The sequence below is a fragment of the Yinghuangia soli genome, from assembly GCF_021502675.1.
In the GTDB taxonomy this organism is placed as follows: domain Bacteria; phylum Actinomycetota; class Actinomycetes; order Streptomycetales; family Streptomycetaceae; genus Yinghuangia; species Yinghuangia soli.
The window spans coordinates 38,511-56,111 of the sequence record NZ_JAKFHA010000027.1 but is presented as its reverse complement, the minus strand read 5'-3'; the positions used below and the strand labels follow the sequence as shown (position 1 = coordinate 56,111).

The window sequence follows — 17,601 nt, the reverse complement described above, 5'->3', positions numbered from 1 at the left end:
CCGTCAACGGTCCGACGGCGGCAGATCTCGGCCTACCCGCAGGGCGGTATTGCTCGTGTCGGGTGCGGCCGCGGCCTGGGCGATTTCGCTCGGGCTGTGGATCCTGCTCCTGGTCGGCAACACCGGCATGCTGTGGACGTCGCTCGACCTGGCGGTCTACCGCGGTGCCGCGGAGTCCCTGGGCCACGGCCAGGACGCCCTGTACACGGAGTCCTTCGGGCCCTGGCCTGGGCCTTTCCTGTACCCGCCGATCGCTGCGGTGTTCTTCAGGGCGATGCTGGTCTTCGACTGGGAGACCTGGAAAGTCCTGACCTCGATCGTCAACCACCTGTGCGTGCTGGCCATCGCGTGGTGGTCGTGGGGCATGGTCGCGAAGAACCGCACCGCGGTGCGGCTGGCCGCGACCTTCGGCACCGCGGCCGTGGCCATGTGGCTGGAGCCGGTCGACAAGACCTTCCGATACGGGCAGGTCAGCCTGGCCCTGCTTGCCCTGATTCTGTACGACATGTCGCGTCCGGACGGGTCGCGCACCAAGGGCATCGGCATCGGCCTGGCCGCGGGCTTCAAGCTCACCCCGGGCCTGTTCATCGTCTATCTGCTGCTCACCCGGCGGTTCCGGGCCGCCGCGACGGCGACCGCGACGTTCGCCGCGACCGTGGCGGTGGGCTTCGCATTCCTCCCGAAAGCCGCGATCCGGTTCTGGTTCGACGCCATCAGCGGGCCCGAGCAAGTCAACAATTCGGTATCGATCGCGGACGCCATCAACCAGTCGTTCCGGGCGATGTTCATCCGGCTCGTCGGTGCCGACAACTCGACCGCGAGCCTGCTGTGGGTCGCCGCGTGCGCGATCACCACGCCCATCCTGCTGGCCGCCGCGGTCCAGGCCTCGCGGCGCCGCGAGGAGCTCCTCGGCGTCCTGCTGTGCGGCGGCGTCACCGTGCTGGTGAGCCCGATCTCGTGGTCGCACCACTGGGTGTGGGTGCTGCCCGCGGCGATCCTGCTCGCCCACAAGGCGGTCACCGCGGTCGGCCGGCGCCGCAAGCAGCTGTTCGCCGGGCTCGTCGCGTACCTCGCGCTGATGATGTGCTACCCCGTGGGGCTGGGCAAGCACGGAGAGTTCGACTCTTCGATGCACGCACTCCCGTACGGCCTGGTGTGGATGACGCCCCATCAGGACGGCTTCGACCTCACCTGGACGATGTGGCAGAGCGTGGTCGGCAACAGCCTGCTGCTCGCCAACCTCGTGCTGATGCTCGGGGTTTCCCTGATCCTGCTGCGCCCGAGCGCCCTGCTCGACAAGGACGGCGTCCCGGTCTTCCCCGCGGATGCCGCCGAACTCCCGTCCGAGGCCCGCAGCCAGGACGCGGACACCGCCGACCTCGATGCCGAAGCCGCTTCCGTAGTGGCCGAGGAGAACGCGGTCAAGCCCCTCCAGACGGTCCCCGACCGTCCTACCCGGCATCTCTGACCCGGGTCTCCCCTAAGGGGAGGCGTACGCCGACGGCTCTCCGATCCTCCTTGCGTAGGAGCAGGTCTTCCGTTCCTGACGACGATTCATCGTCCTTACGCGGCCCATAGCGTGATCGTGTTCGCTCGAATCGTCCTCAGCAACACCGCGGCGGAAACGCCACAGACCGCAGGAGAAACTCGTGACCACGGCCACGGCAGCCTCGAAAGACGCGAACCCCCGGGGAACCGGCATCGCCGCCCGCGCCCAGCAGCTCACCAAGGCGTACGGAGACGGCGAGACCCGCGTCGTCGCGCTGAACGCCGTCGACGTGGAGATCGCCCGCGGGCAGTTCACCGCGATCATGGGCCCGTCCGGCTCCGGCAAGTCCACGCTCATGCACTGCCTGGCCGGCCTGGACACGGTCAGCTCGGGCCGCAGCTGGATCGGCGACACCGAGATCACCGGGCTCAAGGACAAGGAGCTGACCAAGCTCCGCCGCGACAACATCGGCTTCATCTTCCAGGCGTTCAACCTGCTGCCCACGCTGAGCGCGCTGGAGAACATCACGCTCCCGATGGACATCGCGGGCCGCAAGCCGGACCAGGCCTGGCTGGACAACGTGATCGACACCGTCGGCCTGCGCGACCGGCTCGGGCACCGCCCCGCCGAGCTGTCCGGCGGCCAGCAGCAGCGCGTGGCCTGCGCCCGCGCCCTGGCCAGCCGCCCGGAGATCATCTTCGGCGACGAGCCGACCGGCAACCTCGACTCCCGGGCCGGCGCCGAGGTGCTCGGCTTCCTGCAGCGCAGTGTGCGCGAGCTGGGCCAGACCATCGTCATGGTCACCCACGACCCGAACGCCGCGTCGTACGCCGACCGCGTGCTGTTCCTCGCCGACGGCAGCATCGTCGACGAGATGCACCGGCCCACCTCCGATGCGGTGCTCGAGCGCATGAAGCGCTTCGACGCCGCCCGCACGAGCTGAACCGGGCGGGCCGACGACCATGTTCAAAGCGACGTTCAGAAGCTTCCTCGCGCACAAGGGCCGGATGGCGCTCTCCGCCATCGCCGTCCTGCTGTCGGTGGCGTTCGTCTCCGGGACGCTGATCTTCACCGACACCATCACCAAGACCTTCGACGACCTCTTCAAGTCCACCGCGGCCGACGTCACGGTGTCCCAGAAGTCCGAGCAGAGCGACAGCGACCTCGCGGTCACCGGCCAGGTCAAGTCCATCCCGGTGGGCACCACCGACCAGGTCGCGAAGATGCCCGGCGTCAAGGCCGCGCACGCCGCGGTCTCGGTCGAGAACATCACCGTGGTCGACAGCAAGAACAAGTCGGTCGGCCCGGACGGCGGCGCCCCGACCATCGGCCTGAACTGGTACGAGAGCGACCGCTCGCCGGTCAAGATCACCAGTGGCCGGGTGCCGCAGGCCGCCGGTGAGGCGGTCGTCGACGCCGACACCGCGGACCGCAAGAAGATCAAGATCGGCGACTCGCTGCGCGTCATCGCGGCGCCCGGCACGACCGAGGTCAAGGTCGTGGGTGTCGCCACCTTCACCACCACGAACCCCGGCGCCACGCTGGTGTTCCTGGAGACCGCGGCGGCCCAGAAGGCGTTCCTCGGGTCGACCGACAAGATCAGCGATGTGGAGCTGGACGCCGCACCCGGCGTCACCCACGAGCAGCTCAAGCAGACCGTGAGCAGCCAGCTCGGGGCCGGCTTCGAGGTCAAGACCAAGGCCGAGGCGGCCAAGGACGCGTCCGACGACATCGGCACCTTCATCAATTTCATGAAGTACGCGATGCTCGGCTTCGCCGGCGTCGCGGTGCTGGTCGGCATCTTCCTGATCTTCAACACCTTCCAGATGCTGGTCGCGCAGCGCACCCGTGAACTGGGCCTGATGCGCGCCGTCGGGGCCAGCGGCAAGCAGGTCAAGCGCTCCGTCGTGGTCGAGGCGCTGCTGCTCGGCGTGGTCGGCTCGACGCTGGGCCTGGCGGCCGGCTTCGGCCTCGCCATCGGGCTCAAGGCGCTGATCCAGAGCTTCGGGATGAACCTCAAGGGCACCAGCTTGGTGTTCAACCCGGCCACCCCGATCGCCGCGTACAGCGTGGGCATCATCGTCACGGTGCTGGCCGCGTACATCCCGGCCCGCCGCGCCGCGCGCATCTCGCCGATGGCGGCGCTGCGCGAGGCGAGCGCCCCGGTGCAGAAGCCGCTGCGCCGCCGCACGGTCATCGGCATCGTGATCGCCGCGATCGGCGTGTTCGGCCTGGTCGCCGCGGCGACTGCCAGCAGCGCCAAGAACGGCGGCTTCATGCTGGTCATCGGCATCCTGATGACGCTGGTGTCGTTCGTGGTGCTCGGCCCGGTGCTGGCCCGTACCGTCATCCCGTGGCTGGGCGCCGGGTTCCCGAAGCTGTTCGGCCCGATGGGCAAGCTCAGCCGGGACAACTCGATGCGCAACCCGCGGCGTACCGGTGCCACCGCCGCCGCGCTGATGATCGGTGTCGCGCTGGTCAGCGGCATCGCGGTGTTCGCCTCGTCGATGAACAGCTCGCTGTCCAAGCAGATCGACCGCTCGTTCGGCGCGGACTTCACCGTGCAGGGCAACAGCGGCGGCCCGATGGGGCCGGACATCTACCAGACGGTCAAGGGCGCCGAGGGCGTCGGCACCCCGGTCCGCGCCCGGCTGCTGCCGGACGTCGAGGTCACCTACCCCGACGGACAGACCAGCAAGGACCAGGTCAACGCGGTCGACAAGGGCTTCGACTCGGTGTGGAAGCTCAAGTACACCGCCGGCGACGCGAGCCAGGTCGGCACGCCGGGCAGCATCGTGCTGGACGAGCAGGCCGCGAAGGACCACGGCGTCGGGGTCGGCGGCACCGTCAAGGTGACGTTCCCGGGCGGCAAGTCGGTGGACGCCAAGGTCGTCGCGCTGCGCGAGCACGTCAAGGGCGGGCTGCAGTTCGGCTTCGGCAACATCCCGACGCTGCCGATCTCCACGCTCGAGGAGGTCGCGCCGGACGTGCAGGACTTCCTGATCTTCGCGAACGCCGCGCCGGGTGCCGACAAGTCCGCGGTGAGCGAGAAGCTCGAGGCCACGCTGGACCCGTTCCCGCAGGTGTCGGTGCGCGACCAGGCCGACTACAAGGAGCTGGTGCAGGGCCAGATCAAGGTCCTGCTGTACATGATCTACGGCCTCCTCGGCCTGGCGATCATCATCGCGATCCTGGGCGTCATCAACACGCTGGCGCTTTCGGTGGTCGAGCGCACCCGGGAGATCGGCCTCATGCGGGCCATCGGCGCCTCGCGCCGGCAGATCCGCCGGATGATCAGGCTCGAATCGATCGTGATCGCGGTGTTCGGCGCCTTGGTGGGCCTGGTGCTCGGATTGTCGTGGGGCGTCACCGCCCAGCGGCTGCTGTCCGAGCAGGGCCTGGAGGTCCTGACCATCCCGTGGGGCACGGTGGTCACCGTGGTCATCGCCTCGGCGGTGGTCGGCCTGCTGGCCGCGCTGCTGCCGGCGCTGCGGGCCTCGCGGATGAACGTGCTGGCGGCGATCGCCTCCGAGTGATCCCGGCGGGCCGTCCGGCCCGTGCGAAAGGCGCCTGCTCCCTGTCGGGGGAGCAGGCGCCTTTGCGCGTGCGGCGGATTCCGCGGTCAGTCGCTGCGGACCGCGTCGCGGGCCAGGCCCGCGGCGGTGGCCTGGGCGAGTGCGGCGCGGCAGGCGGTGTCCGCCTGGCGGGTGGTCTCCGGCAGCCGGAAGTGCGGGCTGAGGGCGAGGACATGGCGGCAGGCTGCGGCCAGGTCGAGGCCGTGGCCGACCGAGACGAAGACCGGCTTGACGTTGTCCTGGGTGCGCAGCACGGCGCCCACCACGTCGCCGTCCAGGACCAGGTCGGAGGCGGCGCCGCGGTGCGGCGGCGGGGTGTCGTAGGTGCCCACGAACGCGGTCTTGCCGACGCCGATGCTCGGGATGCCGGTGTGCACGCCCAGGTGGCAGGCCAGCCCGAAGCGGCGCGGGTGGGCCAGGCCCTGCCCGTCGCACACCAGCAGATCGGGCGGGACGGACAGCCCGTCCAGCGCCTCGACGAGCGAGGGCAGCTCGCGGAACGCGAACAGGCCGGGCACGTACGGGAAGCGGGCGTGGCCGAGGACCACCGAGCGCTCCAGCACTTGCAACGTGTCCGGGTCCAGGACGACCACGGCGGCGGCGAGGCGGTCGGAGTCCTCGGCGTACGCGACGTCCAGTCCGGCGACGCGCCGCACGTCGGCAGGCCCTGGGCCGGTGGTGACGACGAGCGGGCGGAGCCGGTCCTGCAGGGCGCGGGCCTGCTCGGCGGTCTCGGGCCGGCCGTCGACGCCGTTGTCGGCGGCGGGCTCCGGAGCAGAAGCGGGAGCGGGGTGCGTGGGGTCGGTCGCGTTCGGCACGTCCCCACAGTAGGCACGGGGTCGGGCCCGGCCTACCGGATATCCCGCTACTCGGCCGCGGGGCGGTGCGCGACCGGGCAGCCGCCGGTCATCTTGCCCAGGAACGCGTTGGGGTCGTAGAAGTGCTCGACGTCGAGGAGCCGCAGGTCGTCGCTGACCTTGGCGATGCTGATGCCGAACATCTCGATGGTCTCGCCGGTCGGCTCGAAGCCGTTGTAGGCGCCGTCGAAGGAGCCCCAGTGCCGCCACTTGAAGGTGACCACCGGCGGCGGGGTGAGGACTTCGAGGACCTCCCAGAAGAAGCCGTTGGGCATGGCCTCGTGGAAGACGTCGTGCGAGGACTCGAAGCTCTCCTGGCCGGTGCGGTAGAAGACGCTGTCGCCGATCAGGATGTTGTAGCTGCCGATCGCCGCGATGTCGGCCGCGGTGGCCCAGGGGCCGCCGTTGACGCGGGTGCGGAACTTCTCGGTGACCATCGAGACCCAGGTGTCCGGGTCCTTCTTGTGCGAGACCTCCATCTCGAAGACCTGCACGATGCTCTCGACGATGGCCTCCAGCGAGCCGGCGTCGAAGGTGTGGGTGCGCTGCCCCGGCATCACCGTGTGGGACAGGTGGTAGTCGGGGGCTTCCTCGCGCCAGTCGCTCGCGGGTGCGGCCGCGACGACGGCATCGCGGCCCTGGAGCCACAGCGGAGTCTCGGGTGCCTCAGCGGTTTCCGAAGTCGTCATGGGGGCGATCCTGACCCAGTGGCGCGCGCCATGGCAACCCTCCGGATGGCAACTCTCCGTATATCTCCGTGAGTTCCCGCATTGCGCGGTTGACTCGGGTTGCGAGGGAAGGCTCCGCGTTCGCACTCGACACGAACTGCCTTGGAAAACAAGCAGTTTCATGAGGCGAAGCGGAATGCGGACGGCCGCTTAGGCGGCGGTCGCGGCGACCGTTTCACGGCGCGGCAGCGGGAGGCGTGCATGCACTCCGTATCCGGACCGGTGGATGCGGAAGTCGGCGGCGGCGAGGCGGGCCCGGGCCGCCGCGCCGGGCACGCCGTACCGCCCCGCGAGCAGCCCGTATGCCTGGGACTGACACTGCATCAGGGCGCGCTCCACGTCGGCGTCCAGGCCGAGCGGGACGAGGTGCTCGGCGGTGGTGACGTACGGCCGACGGCCCGCGCCGGACCAGTCGCGCACCTGGGCGTGCGGGATCACGTCGAGCCGCAGCGTGGCGCGCAGCGGGCCCTCCCACAGCGCGCCGGGGACGCCGGGGCGGCGCCCGAAGCGCGGTCCGCCGACGTGGAACAGCGCGCCGGGCGCCTGGACCGGCAGGTGGAGTGTCGCGCCGGCCGACAATTCGGGCAGGTCCAGGTTGCCGCCGAAGCTCCCGGCGCTGCCGGAGTGCCGGCGCAGCCCGTCCGACGTCGCGACGCCCATCACGGCGAGCGACGGCCGGAAAGGCACCGGGCCAGCCGGGCCGATCCGGTGGAGTTCGTCCGGGGCGCCGCCGCGCGCCGCGATCACACCGTACGGAACGCGCGGTTCCAGGGCCGCGATGTGGACGGCCAGCACATCGCCGGGACGCGCGCCGCGCACCTCGATCGGGCCGGTGACCAGGTGCGGGCCGTCCACCGCGGGATCGTGCGCGGCACCGGAAGCGGCCAGCTCACGGGCGTCTTCGAGCACTTCCGCAGGGTCCACCCCGAACGCCCCGAAGTAGGCCACCGGGTCGCGTCCCTGATGGGGCATCAACCCCTGGTGCGACAGCGTGTCCACGACTACGGTGGCGCCCGTCGCGACGCTCAGGACCGGCCGGTCCACGGCGCCGGGCAGCCATCCCCACAGCACGGTGCCGGGCCGCGACGCCAGCAGATCTCGGGACATGTCCCAGGTTGTACGCCCGGTCCGTAACCACGCTGCGTCGTGCCGGTTACGCGCCGGTTTCCTGCGGGATCGCCCGGCCCGTAACCCCTCGGTAACCCTGTGGCAACAGCCCACCACCACAGTTGTCGGCAACACCGTTCCCGCGCACCCGGACAAGTCGCAGCGCACGCAGCACACCCGGCGCATAGGAGAAACCGTGACCGAAACGACCACACTGACCGGAGCGACGCTGCCCGACGGGCACGTCCGCAACGTCGTGCTGCGGCACGGGAGCGTGAGCCACCTGCGTCCGGTCGGGATACCCGATCCCGGCGAGTCCGTCATCGACCTCACCGGCTATCTGCTGCTGCCCGCCCCCGCCGAACCGCATCTGCATCTGGACCGGGCGCTGACCTGGGAGCCGGTGGGCAGCGACCCGGACGGCCGGGACGGCCCGGTGCGTTCGTGGCGCGCCTGGCCGGCCCGGTACAGCACCGCGGACCTGCGCCGCCGGGCGCGCAGCGCGCTGCAGGCGCTGTCCGCGAACGGGGTGACCGCGGTGCGCGCGCACATCGACATCGGCGTGGGCGCCGGGTCGCCGCTGCGGGCCGTCGAGGTGCTGCGCGAACTGCGCGAGGACCTGCACCGCATCCTCGACCTGCAGATCGTCGCGGTGCCGTCGCCGGGTCTGGCCGACCGGTCCGCACTCGACGCCTTCTCGGCGGGCGCCGGACTGCTCGGCGGGCGCCCGCACTCCGCGGCGGACCCGCGGGCCGAGACCCGCCGCCTGCTGCGGCTGGCCGACCGTGCCGAAGTGGACCTCGACCTGCACCTCGACGACCAGCCCGACTCCCGGGTCCTGGCCGTCGCGGACCTGGCCCGGCTGCTGCGGGCTTCGGGCTTCGGGCGCCAGGTGACCGCGAGCCACTGCGCGGGCCTGGGCGTCCTGCGGCCGCCCGCGCTGGCCAAGGTGGTCGAGGCCATAGCGGCGTCGCGCATGGCGGTGATCGCGCTGCCCGCGGCGCCGCGTACCGAGAACGGGACCCGTGCGGTGCCGCCGTGCGGCGGTCCGGGGCCGCTGCATGCGCTCCTGGAGGCGGGCGTACCGCTGGGCGCGGGCGGCGACCACCTGCGGGACGCACTGCACCCGATGGGCCGCGCGGACGCACTGGAGGCCGCGTCGCTGCTGGTGACGACGGGTCAGCTCACCGTCGAGCAGGCGTACGCGGCGGTCGGCGCCGATGCCCGGCGCATCATGGGCCTGCCCAAGGCCGGGCCCGAACCCGGCGCGGTCGCGGACCTGTTGGCGGTACGCGCGAGCAGCCTCGCGGAGGCGGTCATGGCGCCGCCCGCGGACCGCATCGTGTTCCGGCGCGGGCGCGTGGTCAGCCGTACGGCCGTGCCGCGTGCCGGGACGCTGCGCAGCCGGAGCACCGGTGTGCTGTCGCGGCAGCGCGGCCGGGTGCCCGCCGGGGCGCGCTGACACACCGTCAAGACCGTTGCTCCTGCCGAAGTGCATGCTGTGCGGCTCTGGAGATCGTCACGCTCCGGTCGCATGATGCTCTGCGGGCGTCCCCCGCGCCCGCAGAGCGACGCAAGGAGCACGGCGTGGACATAGTGGAACTGCTCGACGGGCATGACGCGGTCGGCCTCGCGGGACTGGTGCGCAGCGGCCAGGTCAAGCCCTCGGAAATCCTCGACGCCGTGGTCACGCGCCTCGAAGAGCGCAATCCGCTGCTGAATGCGGTGGTCGCGACCCGTATCGACGCCGCGTACCAGGAGATCGCCGAGGGGCTGCCGGACGGCCCGCTGCGCGGTGTGCCGTTCGTGGTGAAGGACCTGGGCTGCGATGTCGCGGGCCTGCCGTCGACGAATGGCAGCCGGCTCTTCGCGGGCGCGATCCCCGCGCGGGACGGGATCCTGGCGGCCCGCTACCGCAAGGCCGGCCTGGTGATCGTCGGCAAGACGAACACGCCGGAGTTCGGCAAGAACGCGAGCACCGAGCCGCAGTTGTTCGGACCGTCCCGCAATCCGTGGAAAACCGGCCACAGCACCGGCGGTTCCAGCGGCGGCTCGGCGGCCGCGGTGGCGGCTGGCATCGTGCCCGCGGGGCACGCGAACGACGGCGGCGGCTCGATCCGGATCCCGGCGGCCTGCTGCGGGCTGTTCGGCCTCAAGCCGTCGCGCGGGCGCGTCCCGTTCGACGCCGGGAACGCGGCCTTCGCCTACCCGCTGTCGGTGGCGAACGCAGTGACCCGCACGGTCCGCGACAACGCGGCCCTGCTGGACGCGGTGGCCGGCCCGGTACTCGGCGACGCGACGCTCGCGCCCGCGGACCCGGGTTCGTTCCTCGCCGCCCTCGCCGAGCCGCCCGGCCGCCTGCGCATCGGCTACTCCACGGTCAGCGCGAACGGCACCCTGGTCGCCCCGGCAGCCGCCCGCGCCGTCGAGCGCACCGCCGCGCTGCTCGCGGAACTCGGCCACGAGGTCGTGGAGTCCGCCCCTTCATGGGACATGACCGCGGTCACCGCGGTCCTCGGATCGGTGATGGGCACCGCGACGTCCGCGCAGATCGAGGACCGGCTCGCCGAACTGGGCCGCGACCTGGCCGACGACGACCTCGAACCCGCCACCCGCTGGACCCACGAACACCTCGGCAACGCGACCTCCCTGGTCCGCGCCCTCCAGCAGGCCGAAACCATCGGCCGCGGAATCGCCCCGTGGTTCGCCGAGTTCGACGTGTGGCTCACCCCCACCCTGGGCCTCGAAGTGCCGGAGCTCGGCTGGATGGACACCACGCGCATGGAGACCATGCCGAACGCCGGCAAGATGACCTGGTTCACCTCGGTCTTCAACGTCACCGGCCAGCCCGCCGCCTCGGTCCCGGCCGGCTTCGACGACCGCGGCCTCCCCCTGGCCGTCCAACTCGCCGGCCGCATGGGCTCCGAGGCCACCCTGCTCCGCCTCTCCGCCCAACTCGAAGAAGCCGCCCCCTGGCCCTGGCAGGCCCCCTGGAACCCCGCCGAGTAACCCCGTCAGGCGCGGCCGGGCACCCCGGCAACCCGGCCGCGCCTGCCGTCCACCCCCTCCGACTCCGGTCCCCCGACCGTGGTCCGGTGCAGGACCCGGACCGCGTCCCCGAAGTCGGCCACGACCCGGTGCTGCGTCGCACGGTTGTCCCACATCGCGACGTCACCGGGCCGCCACGACCACCGGACGGTGTTCTCCGCCCGGATGACGTGCCCTTGCAGGAGTCGGACAAGTGTCGCCGAGTCGGCAGCGCTGAAGCCGTCGAGCCGCTGGGCGAACCCGCCAAGGAGCAGGGTGCGTTCCCGGGTCTCGGGATGCACGCCCACCACCGGGTGCACGGCCTCGAACGGCGCCGCGGCGAGGAGTTCGCGGTACCAGGCGTGCGCTTCGGGGTCACGTTCGGGCGCGAGCGCCGAGTAGTCGTAGACGTTGCTGTGCACGGCGTCGAGCCGGTCGGCGAAGTCCCGCAGCGGCTCCGGCATGCCCGCGTAGGCGGCCGCGGTGTTCGCCCACATGGTGTCGCCGCCGAAGGCCGGCAGCCGGACCGCGCGCAGGATCGACACGGCCGGGAAGTCCGGGACGAACGTGAGATCCGTATGCCAGGCGTCGGCCTGGCCTCCGTAGCCGCTGGTGATCGGCAGCACGAACCCGTCGTCGTGGTCCACGAGCGGGTGCACGCTCGGCTCCCCGAGCAGGCGCGTGAACGCGACTTGTTCCCGGTCGTCCAGATGGTCCTGGCCGCGGAAGAAGACGACCTTGTGGGCGTGCAGGGCGTCCCGGATCTCCTGGACGGTGCCGGCGTCGAGATCGCCGGACAGGCGCACGCCGCCGAGCACCGCGCCGATCCGCCCGGCCACCGGGGTGACTGTGACCTGCGGCGCGGCGGGCGCAGCAGTTCGGTCGGGGCTCGGCGCGATCTCGGCGGGCGGCATGGGCGTCCTCTCGTGGCGGGAGCCCAGTGTGCCCGGGCCCCGGCCGTGCCTTGTGGGCGGCCGGGGCCGGGTGTGGTCCGCTGGGGCGCTTGGTGGGTCAGGCGGCCTGGGCGGGGGTTGCGGGGGCGGGCTTGATGGCGGTGCTGCTGCGGCCGTCGACGCCGACGGGGATGTCGCCGTCGACGGTGGTGCGGTGCAGGACGCGCTTGGCGGTGCCGAAGTCGGAGATGGCGCGGTGCTGCGTGGCGCGGTTGTCCCAGATGGCGACGTCGCCGGGCTGCCAGGACCAGCGGACGGTGTTCTCCACGCGGGTGACGTGGTTCTGCAGGAGCTGGATGAGCAGCTTGGAGTCGTCGCCGCCGTAGCCCGCGAGGCGCTGGACGAAGCCGCCGAGCAGGAGGTTGCGCTCGCCGGTGACCGGGTGGACGCGGACGACCGGGTGCTCGGTCTCGTAGACGGTGGAGGCGAAGATCTCCTGGTAGCGCTTGATCAGCTCGGGGTCGCGGTCCGGGGAGATGGCGGCGTAGTCGTAGAGGTTGGTGTGCACGGCGCGCAGGGAGTCAGCCAACTCCTTGAGGGCCGGGGAGAGTTCGTCGTACGCCGCGGCGGTGTTGGCCCACAGGGTGTGGCCGCCGGCCTCCGGGATCTCGATGGCGCGCAGGATCGAGGCGAGCGGGTACGCCGGGACGAAGGTGACGTCGGTGTGCCACTGGTCCGCGGCGCCGCCGTACTCGCTGGTGATGGGCAGGACGAGTTCGCCCTCGAGGTTGACCGTGGGGTGGCCGATCGGGTCGCCGAGCAGGCGGGTGAACTCCAACTGGGCCTCGTCGGTCAGGTGGTCCTGGCCGCGGAAGAAGATCACCTTGTGGGCGTGCAGCGCGTCCCGGACGGCCTGCACGGTGGCCTCGTCGAGGTCGCCGGAGAGGCGCACCCCGCCGATGACCGCGCCGATGCGGCCGGAGACCTTGGTGACGGTGATGCCCTCGGCGGTGTCCGGGAGAGCAGGGGTGGTGGCGAGCGTGGTGGCGGTCACGAGCGGGTTCCCTTCGGTTTTGGCATACGGCGTACCGGCGCCGCGCAGGGGGCGGCACTCGGGGACAGGCGGATGCGCGCGACCGCCGCGCCTCGGGCGCGGATAGGGCGTACGGGAGGGGCGGCGCGCGTCGGTCAGCGACAGTGACAGTGCGCGCCGGGGGGCACCGGAAGGTGGGAGATGCGGTGGCGGACCAGCTCGCGCATCGCGGTTCTCCCTTCCGGCTCATGGTGTGCGGGCAGCCGCACACGCGTGCAACGACTGCACGTGGTACGCGGGTTCGCTCCGCGTCTGCCTCGATTGTGCGGGGATATACATGCAGGGGTCAACTATTAACGGATGAACATATTGCGACACACCCGAATGAGTCATTGCTTTTCCCAAGAAAGCGGATATTGCCGCCGTACGGTGAGGGTCCATTTGCTCTTCACCCTCCGGACGAGGTGAGTCGTGCGCTCCGCTCGTGGTGCAGCCCTGCTCGTCGTCGTCGCGGTCCTGGCCGCCGTGGGATTCGTGTTCCTGGCCAAGGACGGCGACGACAAGAAAGCCAAGAACGACACCGCCAAGGCCGCGGAAGGCGGCGGCAAGGACGGCCAGAAGGTCCAGGCCGCTCCCCCGCCGGCCGGCGCGGTCACCCTGATCGGCGACGGCTCGACGTCGCACACCGGCCCGCAGCCCAATCAGCTGCCGGTCGAGAAGCTGAAGCCGGGCGAAGTGCCGCCGCAGTTCGTGGTGTTCTCGTGGGACGGCGTCGGCGAGGACAACCAGCACCTGTTCTCGCACTTCCGCAAGGTGGCCCAGGAGTCCAAGGCGACGATGACGCTGTTCCTCAGCGGCATCTACGTCCTGCCGGGCAGCCAGCGGGCGCAGTACCAGGGGCCGAACAAGGCGGTCGGGCAGAGCGACATCGGCTTCCTCGAACCGAAGGAAGTGCGCGACACCATCGAGCAGCTCGGCCTGGCGTGGAAGGACGGCCACGAGGTCGGCACGCACTTCAACGGCCACTTCTGCGGCCCGACCGGCGGCGGCTCGTGGTCGCCAGCCGACTGGGCCAAGGAGACCGAGCAGGCCCTGAAGTTCGTGCAGACGTGGAAGTCCACCACCGGCATCACCGACCTGCCGCCGCTGCCCTTCGACTACAAGAAGGAGCTGGTCGGCGGGCGCGCCCCGTGCCTCGAGGGGCAGAAGGCCCTGCTGCAGGCTGCGCCGCAGATGGGCTTCCGGTACGACTCCAGCGGCCCGGGCGGCCGCCAGGTCTGGCCCGCGAAGGCCAACGGGATCTGGGACATGCCGCTGCAGCAGATCCCCTTCCCCGGCCGTAAGTTCGAAGTCCTGTCGATGGACTACAACGTCATGATGAACCAGTCGCGCACCGTCAAGGGCGACCCGTCGAACTTCGGGGCGTGGCAGGAGCAGGCGTACCAGAGCTTCATGGGCGGCTTCGAGCGCGCCTACTCCTCGAACCGGGCGCCGCTGATCATCGGCAACCACTTCGAGAGCTGGAACGGCGGCATCTACATGAAGGCCGTCGAGAAGACGATGCGGACCGCGTGCACCAAGGAAGGCGTGCGCTGCGTGTCGTTCCGGCAGCTCGCCGACTGGCTGGACGCGCAGGACCCGGCGGTGCTGGCGAAGCTGCAGAAGCTGAACGTGGGCGAGAAGCCGGACTGGGGGACGTTCCTCAACCCGGCCGCGCCGCCCGCGGCTCCGCCGGCTGCTCCGGCCGCCCCGGCGCCGGGAGTTCCGGCCGGGGTCCCGGCAGGGGTGAAGCCGGCCGGCTGACCGGCGGCCCGACCCGGAGTCGACGAGAGGGGTGCCCGGCGCGCGAGCGCGGGGCACCCCTCTCGGCGTTCCGGGGGCGGTAGGTCCGGGACGCCCGGGCCGATTGACCCGGCAGACATCCCGAGAGCCTCAGAGGTGGGTGCGCAGGAACCGCTCGGTGGCGTCGACGGCCTGGGCGACATACGGCGCGTTGTCGTAGAGGTCGATGTGCAACTTGGCGTCCAGCCAGACGATTTCCTTCGGCCCGGTCATCCGCTCGTGGGCCTCCTTGGCCCCCTCCGGCGAGCAGAACGCGTCCTCGACGCCATGCACGATCAGGCCCGGCGTCGGCCCGAGGAAGTCCGCCCCGGCCATGTTGTCGACGGTGATGAGCGCGCGCGGCGTCACGCGCGTCACGCGGTTCTCCCAGTGCGGCGAGAAGCTGCGCTCGGTGCCGTAGTACGCGAACGGCTCGTCGCCGGGCATCGCCGCCTCGCCCTCGGCGGCCACCGCGGGCAGGTACTCGTGCTCGCCGCCGTTGTCGATCGTCTCCTGCGCGGCGGCGAACGAGCCGAGCACCGCGCGGTAGTTGTCCGGTCCGAAGCCGCTGCGCATGCCGTACGGGGTGTTGTACGCGCCCGCGATGCCCGCGAAGGCCTTCACGCGCGGGTCGAACGCCGCGAACTTCAGCGCGTAGCCGCCGCCGAGGCAGATCCCGACCGCACCGATCCGCTCGGCGTCCACCTCGGGGCGGCCGCGCAGCAGGCTGACCGCCGCGCCGAGGTCGGCGAGCTTGGCCTGCGGGTCCTCGTGCTGCCGCGGGGTGCCGCCGGACTCGCCCCAGTTGCGGTGGTCGAAGGCGAGCGTCGCGTAGCCGCGCGCCGCCAACTCCGCCGCGTAAAGGCCGGCGACCTGTTCCTTCACGCCGGTGAAGGGGCCGGTGAAGACGAGTCCGGGCGCCGGTGCGTCCGGTCCGGCGCCGTCCGGCAGCCGCAGCTCGCCGATCAGCTCCACGCCGTCGACGGCGAAGGTGACACGCTCAGTTGTGATCATGGCTGTAGCGAACCACGGCGGTGCCCGGTGCCGTCCCGCCGAGGGGCGGTCCGGTCATTCCGGTTGTCATGCCGTACGGCAATGACGGGCCGCAGGTGCCGCCTGCTTATGCCCCGCCCCAGTTACTTGACTATGCCACGCACCTGGACACCAAGCCGGGGCGCACCTAGCATCGACCGACATTCCAGCAGGTCAGGTACCGCGTACCGGTCCCGGACCCGGACCCCGAACGCGAGGCGGTGCCCCCATGCACGAACCGGCCGACCCGACGTCGCCGTCCTTCCGCGGCCAGGCCGTCCTGGTGACCGGGGCCTCCCGCGGCATCGGGCTGGCGACCGCCGAGGCGTTCCTGCGCGCGGGCGCCGACGTGTGCCTGACCGCCCGCAAGCAGCACGAGCTGGACGAGGCACTGGCCGGGCTCGCCGAACTCGGCGCCCCGGGGCGCGCGGTCGCGTTCGCCGGGTCGGCGGGCGAGCCCGAGCAGGTCGAGGCGGCCGTCGCCTGCGCGGTGGCCGAATTCGGCCGGGTGGACGTGCTGGTCAACAACGCCGCCACGAATCCCGCGTTCGGGCCGCTGATGGACGTCTCGATCGGCGCGTGGCGCAAGACGTTCCAGGTCAACCTCGAAGGCCCGCTGCTGTTCGCCCAGGCGGTCTGGCGGGCCTGGATGCGCGAGCACGGCGGCGTGATCGTCAACATCAGCACGGAGGGCACGTACGGCGTCGCCCCCATGATCGGCGCGTACGAGACCAGCAAGGCCGCCCTCGCCCACTTCACCCGCCAGCTGGCCGGCGAACTCGCCCCGGGCGTGCGGGTCAACTCCATCTCCCCCGGCCTGGTCAAGACGCAGATGGCCCGTGCCATCTGGGCGCCCGACGAGTCGGCCGCGGCGTCCGGCATCCCGATGGGCCGCATCGGGATCCCCGGCGACATCGCCGCCGCCGCGGTGTGGCTCGCCTCCGAGCAGGCCGCCTGGATCACCGGGGCGGACCTGATCGTGGACGGCGGCTCGCGGGTCCGGGCCGCGTCGACCCGGCGTACCGGCAGCGGCGGCAACGGGATCGTCGACAACCTGCGCGGAGCGGCCACATGAGTTCCCTCCTGGACCCCGGCCGGCTGGCCGCCTGGCTCGACGGCCTGGGGCTGGCGGCCGGCGAGCCGATCGCCCATTCGCCGCTGTCCGGCGGCCGCTCCAACGCCATGTTCGAGGTACGCCGCGGCGACCACTCCTGGGTCCTGCGTCGCCCCGCGGGCGTCGCCATGGCCCGTGCCGAGGACGGGCTGCGCCGCGAGTACCGCATCCTGGACGCGCTCGGCGGCACCGGCGTACCGCACCCGCGCGTCATCGGCCTGTGCGACGAACCCGTGGTGCTGGGCACGGTGTTCTACATGATGGAACGGGTCCGCGGCTTCGCGCCGATGCCCGGTGCGCTGCCCGAGGGCTTCGACGGCCGCGCGATCGGACTCGCGATGGTCGACGCCCTCGCCGACCTGCACGCCCTCGACCCGGACGCGCTGGGCCTGGCCGACCTGGGTCGGCCGGACGGCTTCCACGAGCGGCAGGTCGGGCGCTGGAGCAAGCAGCTCGCGAGTTACGGCGGCGACGGCCTGCCGGGCATCGAGAAGGTCGCCGCATGGCTGGCCGGCAACCTGCCCGGGCCGTTCACACCGGTGCTCATGCACGGCGACTACCACTTCGGCAACGTCCTCATCGCCCCCGAACCCCCGGTGCGCGTGGCCGCGATCGTCGACTGGGAGACCGCGACGATCGGCGATCCGCTGCTCGACCTGGCCGCGTTCCTGCGCATCTGGTTCGAGACCGGTCCGCACGAGGGCAGCGACCGGGACGAGATGGCCGCCCGGTACGCCGAACGCAGCGGGCGCCAAGTCCCGGACCTCACCTACTACGTGACGCTGTCCCGCTTCCGGCTGGCCGTGCTGCTCGAAGGCATCCACCAGCGCTCGCTGGTCGACACGACACGGCCACCGCAGCACGAAATGGGAGCGTACGCACGGCGGTTGGTCGCGGACGCGGTCGCCGATCTCGGCTGACCCCT

Annotated in this window: 14 protein-coding genes; 8 read left to right on the top strand and 6 right to left on the bottom strand. The window is 71.7% G+C overall.

Going from position 1 to position 17,601, the window contains the following annotated elements; translation table 11 throughout:
- The first annotated feature begins 55 nt into the window (after positions 1 to 55).
- From LZ495_RS32200 to LZ495_RS32190, 3 genes are all read left to right on the top strand, one after another.
- On the top strand, positions 56 to 1,468 hold the full coding sequence (locus tag LZ495_RS32200) for a glycosyltransferase 87 family protein (RefSeq protein WP_235056502.1): 1,413 nt from the start codon (positions 56 to 58) through the stop codon (positions 1,466 to 1,468).
- Between the two features lie 181 nt (positions 1,469 to 1,649).
- Complete coding sequence (locus tag LZ495_RS32195) at positions 1,650 to 2,432, top strand: ABC transporter ATP-binding protein (RefSeq protein ID WP_235056501.1); 783 nt, start codon at positions 1,650 to 1,652, stop codon at positions 2,430 to 2,432.
- A gap of 19 nt (positions 2,433 to 2,451) precedes the next feature.
- A complete protein-coding gene (locus LZ495_RS32190) occupies positions 2,452 to 5,025 on the top strand; it encodes an ABC transporter permease (protein WP_235056500.1) in 2,574 nt (857 codons plus the stop codon).
- An 86-nt stretch (positions 5,026 to 5,111) separates the two neighbouring features.
- Here LZ495_RS32190 and LZ495_RS32185 read toward each other — a convergent pair whose 3' ends face one another.
- From LZ495_RS32185 to LZ495_RS32175, 3 genes are all read right to left on the bottom strand, one after another.
- Positions 5,112 to 5,774, bottom strand: a complete 663-nt coding sequence (locus LZ495_RS32185) for an endonuclease V (RefSeq protein WP_235056554.1) — start codon at positions 5,772 to 5,774, stop codon at positions 5,112 to 5,114.
- Between the two features lie 155 nt (positions 5,775 to 5,929).
- Positions 5,930 to 6,610: a SnoaL-like polyketide cyclase gene (locus tag LZ495_RS32180; RefSeq protein WP_235056499.1), complete on the bottom strand. Its 681-nt coding sequence runs from the start codon at positions 6,608 to 6,610 to the stop codon at positions 5,930 to 5,932.
- A gap of 189 nt (positions 6,611 to 6,799) precedes the next feature.
- Positions 6,800 to 7,756, bottom strand: coding sequence for an acetamidase/formamidase family protein (locus LZ495_RS32175; RefSeq protein WP_235056498.1), 957 nt, complete (start codon positions 7,754 to 7,756; stop codon positions 6,800 to 6,802).
- A gap of 196 nt (positions 7,757 to 7,952) precedes the next feature.
- Between LZ495_RS32175 and LZ495_RS32170 the strand changes: the two genes are divergently transcribed.
- A complete protein-coding gene (locus tag LZ495_RS32170; RefSeq protein ID WP_235056497.1) occupies positions 7,953 to 9,218 on the top strand; it encodes an amidohydrolase family protein in 1,266 nt (421 codons plus the stop codon).
- A 125-nt stretch (positions 9,219 to 9,343) separates the two neighbouring features.
- Positions 9,344 to 10,765, top strand: coding sequence for an amidase (locus LZ495_RS32165; RefSeq protein WP_235056496.1), 1,422 nt, complete (start codon positions 9,344 to 9,346; stop codon positions 10,763 to 10,765).
- A 5-nt stretch (positions 10,766 to 10,770) separates the two neighbouring features.
- Here LZ495_RS32165 and LZ495_RS32160 read toward each other — a convergent pair whose 3' ends face one another.
- A complete protein-coding gene (locus LZ495_RS32160) occupies positions 10,771 to 11,697 on the bottom strand; it encodes a TauD/TfdA dioxygenase family protein (protein WP_235056495.1) in 927 nt (308 codons plus the stop codon).
- 97 nt (positions 11,698 to 11,794) lie between these two features.
- Positions 11,795 to 12,730 carry a TauD/TfdA dioxygenase family protein gene (locus LZ495_RS32155; protein ID WP_235056494.1) on the bottom strand — a complete coding sequence of 312 codons (936 nt, stop codon included), beginning with the start codon at positions 12,728 to 12,730 and terminating at the stop codon, positions 11,795 to 11,797.
- Between the two features lie 450 nt (positions 12,731 to 13,180).
- Here LZ495_RS32155 and LZ495_RS32150 point away from each other — a divergent pair, with 450 nt between their 5' ends.
- Positions 13,181 to 14,512 carry a polysaccharide deacetylase family protein gene (locus LZ495_RS32150; RefSeq protein WP_235056493.1) on the top strand — a complete coding sequence of 444 codons (1,332 nt, stop codon included), beginning with the start codon at positions 13,181 to 13,183 and terminating at the stop codon, positions 14,510 to 14,512.
- A gap of 129 nt (positions 14,513 to 14,641) precedes the next feature.
- Here the strand turns inward: LZ495_RS32150 and LZ495_RS32145 are convergent, their stop codons facing one another.
- Complete coding sequence (locus LZ495_RS32145; protein ID WP_235056492.1) at positions 14,642 to 15,544, bottom strand: alpha/beta hydrolase; 903 nt, start codon at positions 15,542 to 15,544, stop codon at positions 14,642 to 14,644.
- A 247-nt stretch (positions 15,545 to 15,791) separates the two neighbouring features.
- On the opposite strand from LZ495_RS32145, the gene LZ495_RS32140 reads away from it, so the two are divergent.
- Positions 15,792 to 16,637, top strand: coding sequence for an SDR family oxidoreductase (locus LZ495_RS32140; RefSeq protein ID WP_235056491.1), 846 nt, complete (start codon positions 15,792 to 15,794; stop codon positions 16,635 to 16,637).
- Positions 16,634 to 17,596: a phosphotransferase family protein gene (locus tag LZ495_RS32135; protein WP_235056490.1), complete on the top strand. Its 963-nt coding sequence runs from the start codon at positions 16,634 to 16,636 to the stop codon at positions 17,594 to 17,596. Before LZ495_RS32140 ends, LZ495_RS32135 begins: the two co-directional genes overlap by 4 nt.
- The last annotated feature ends 5 nt before the right edge of the window (positions 17,597 to 17,601 follow it).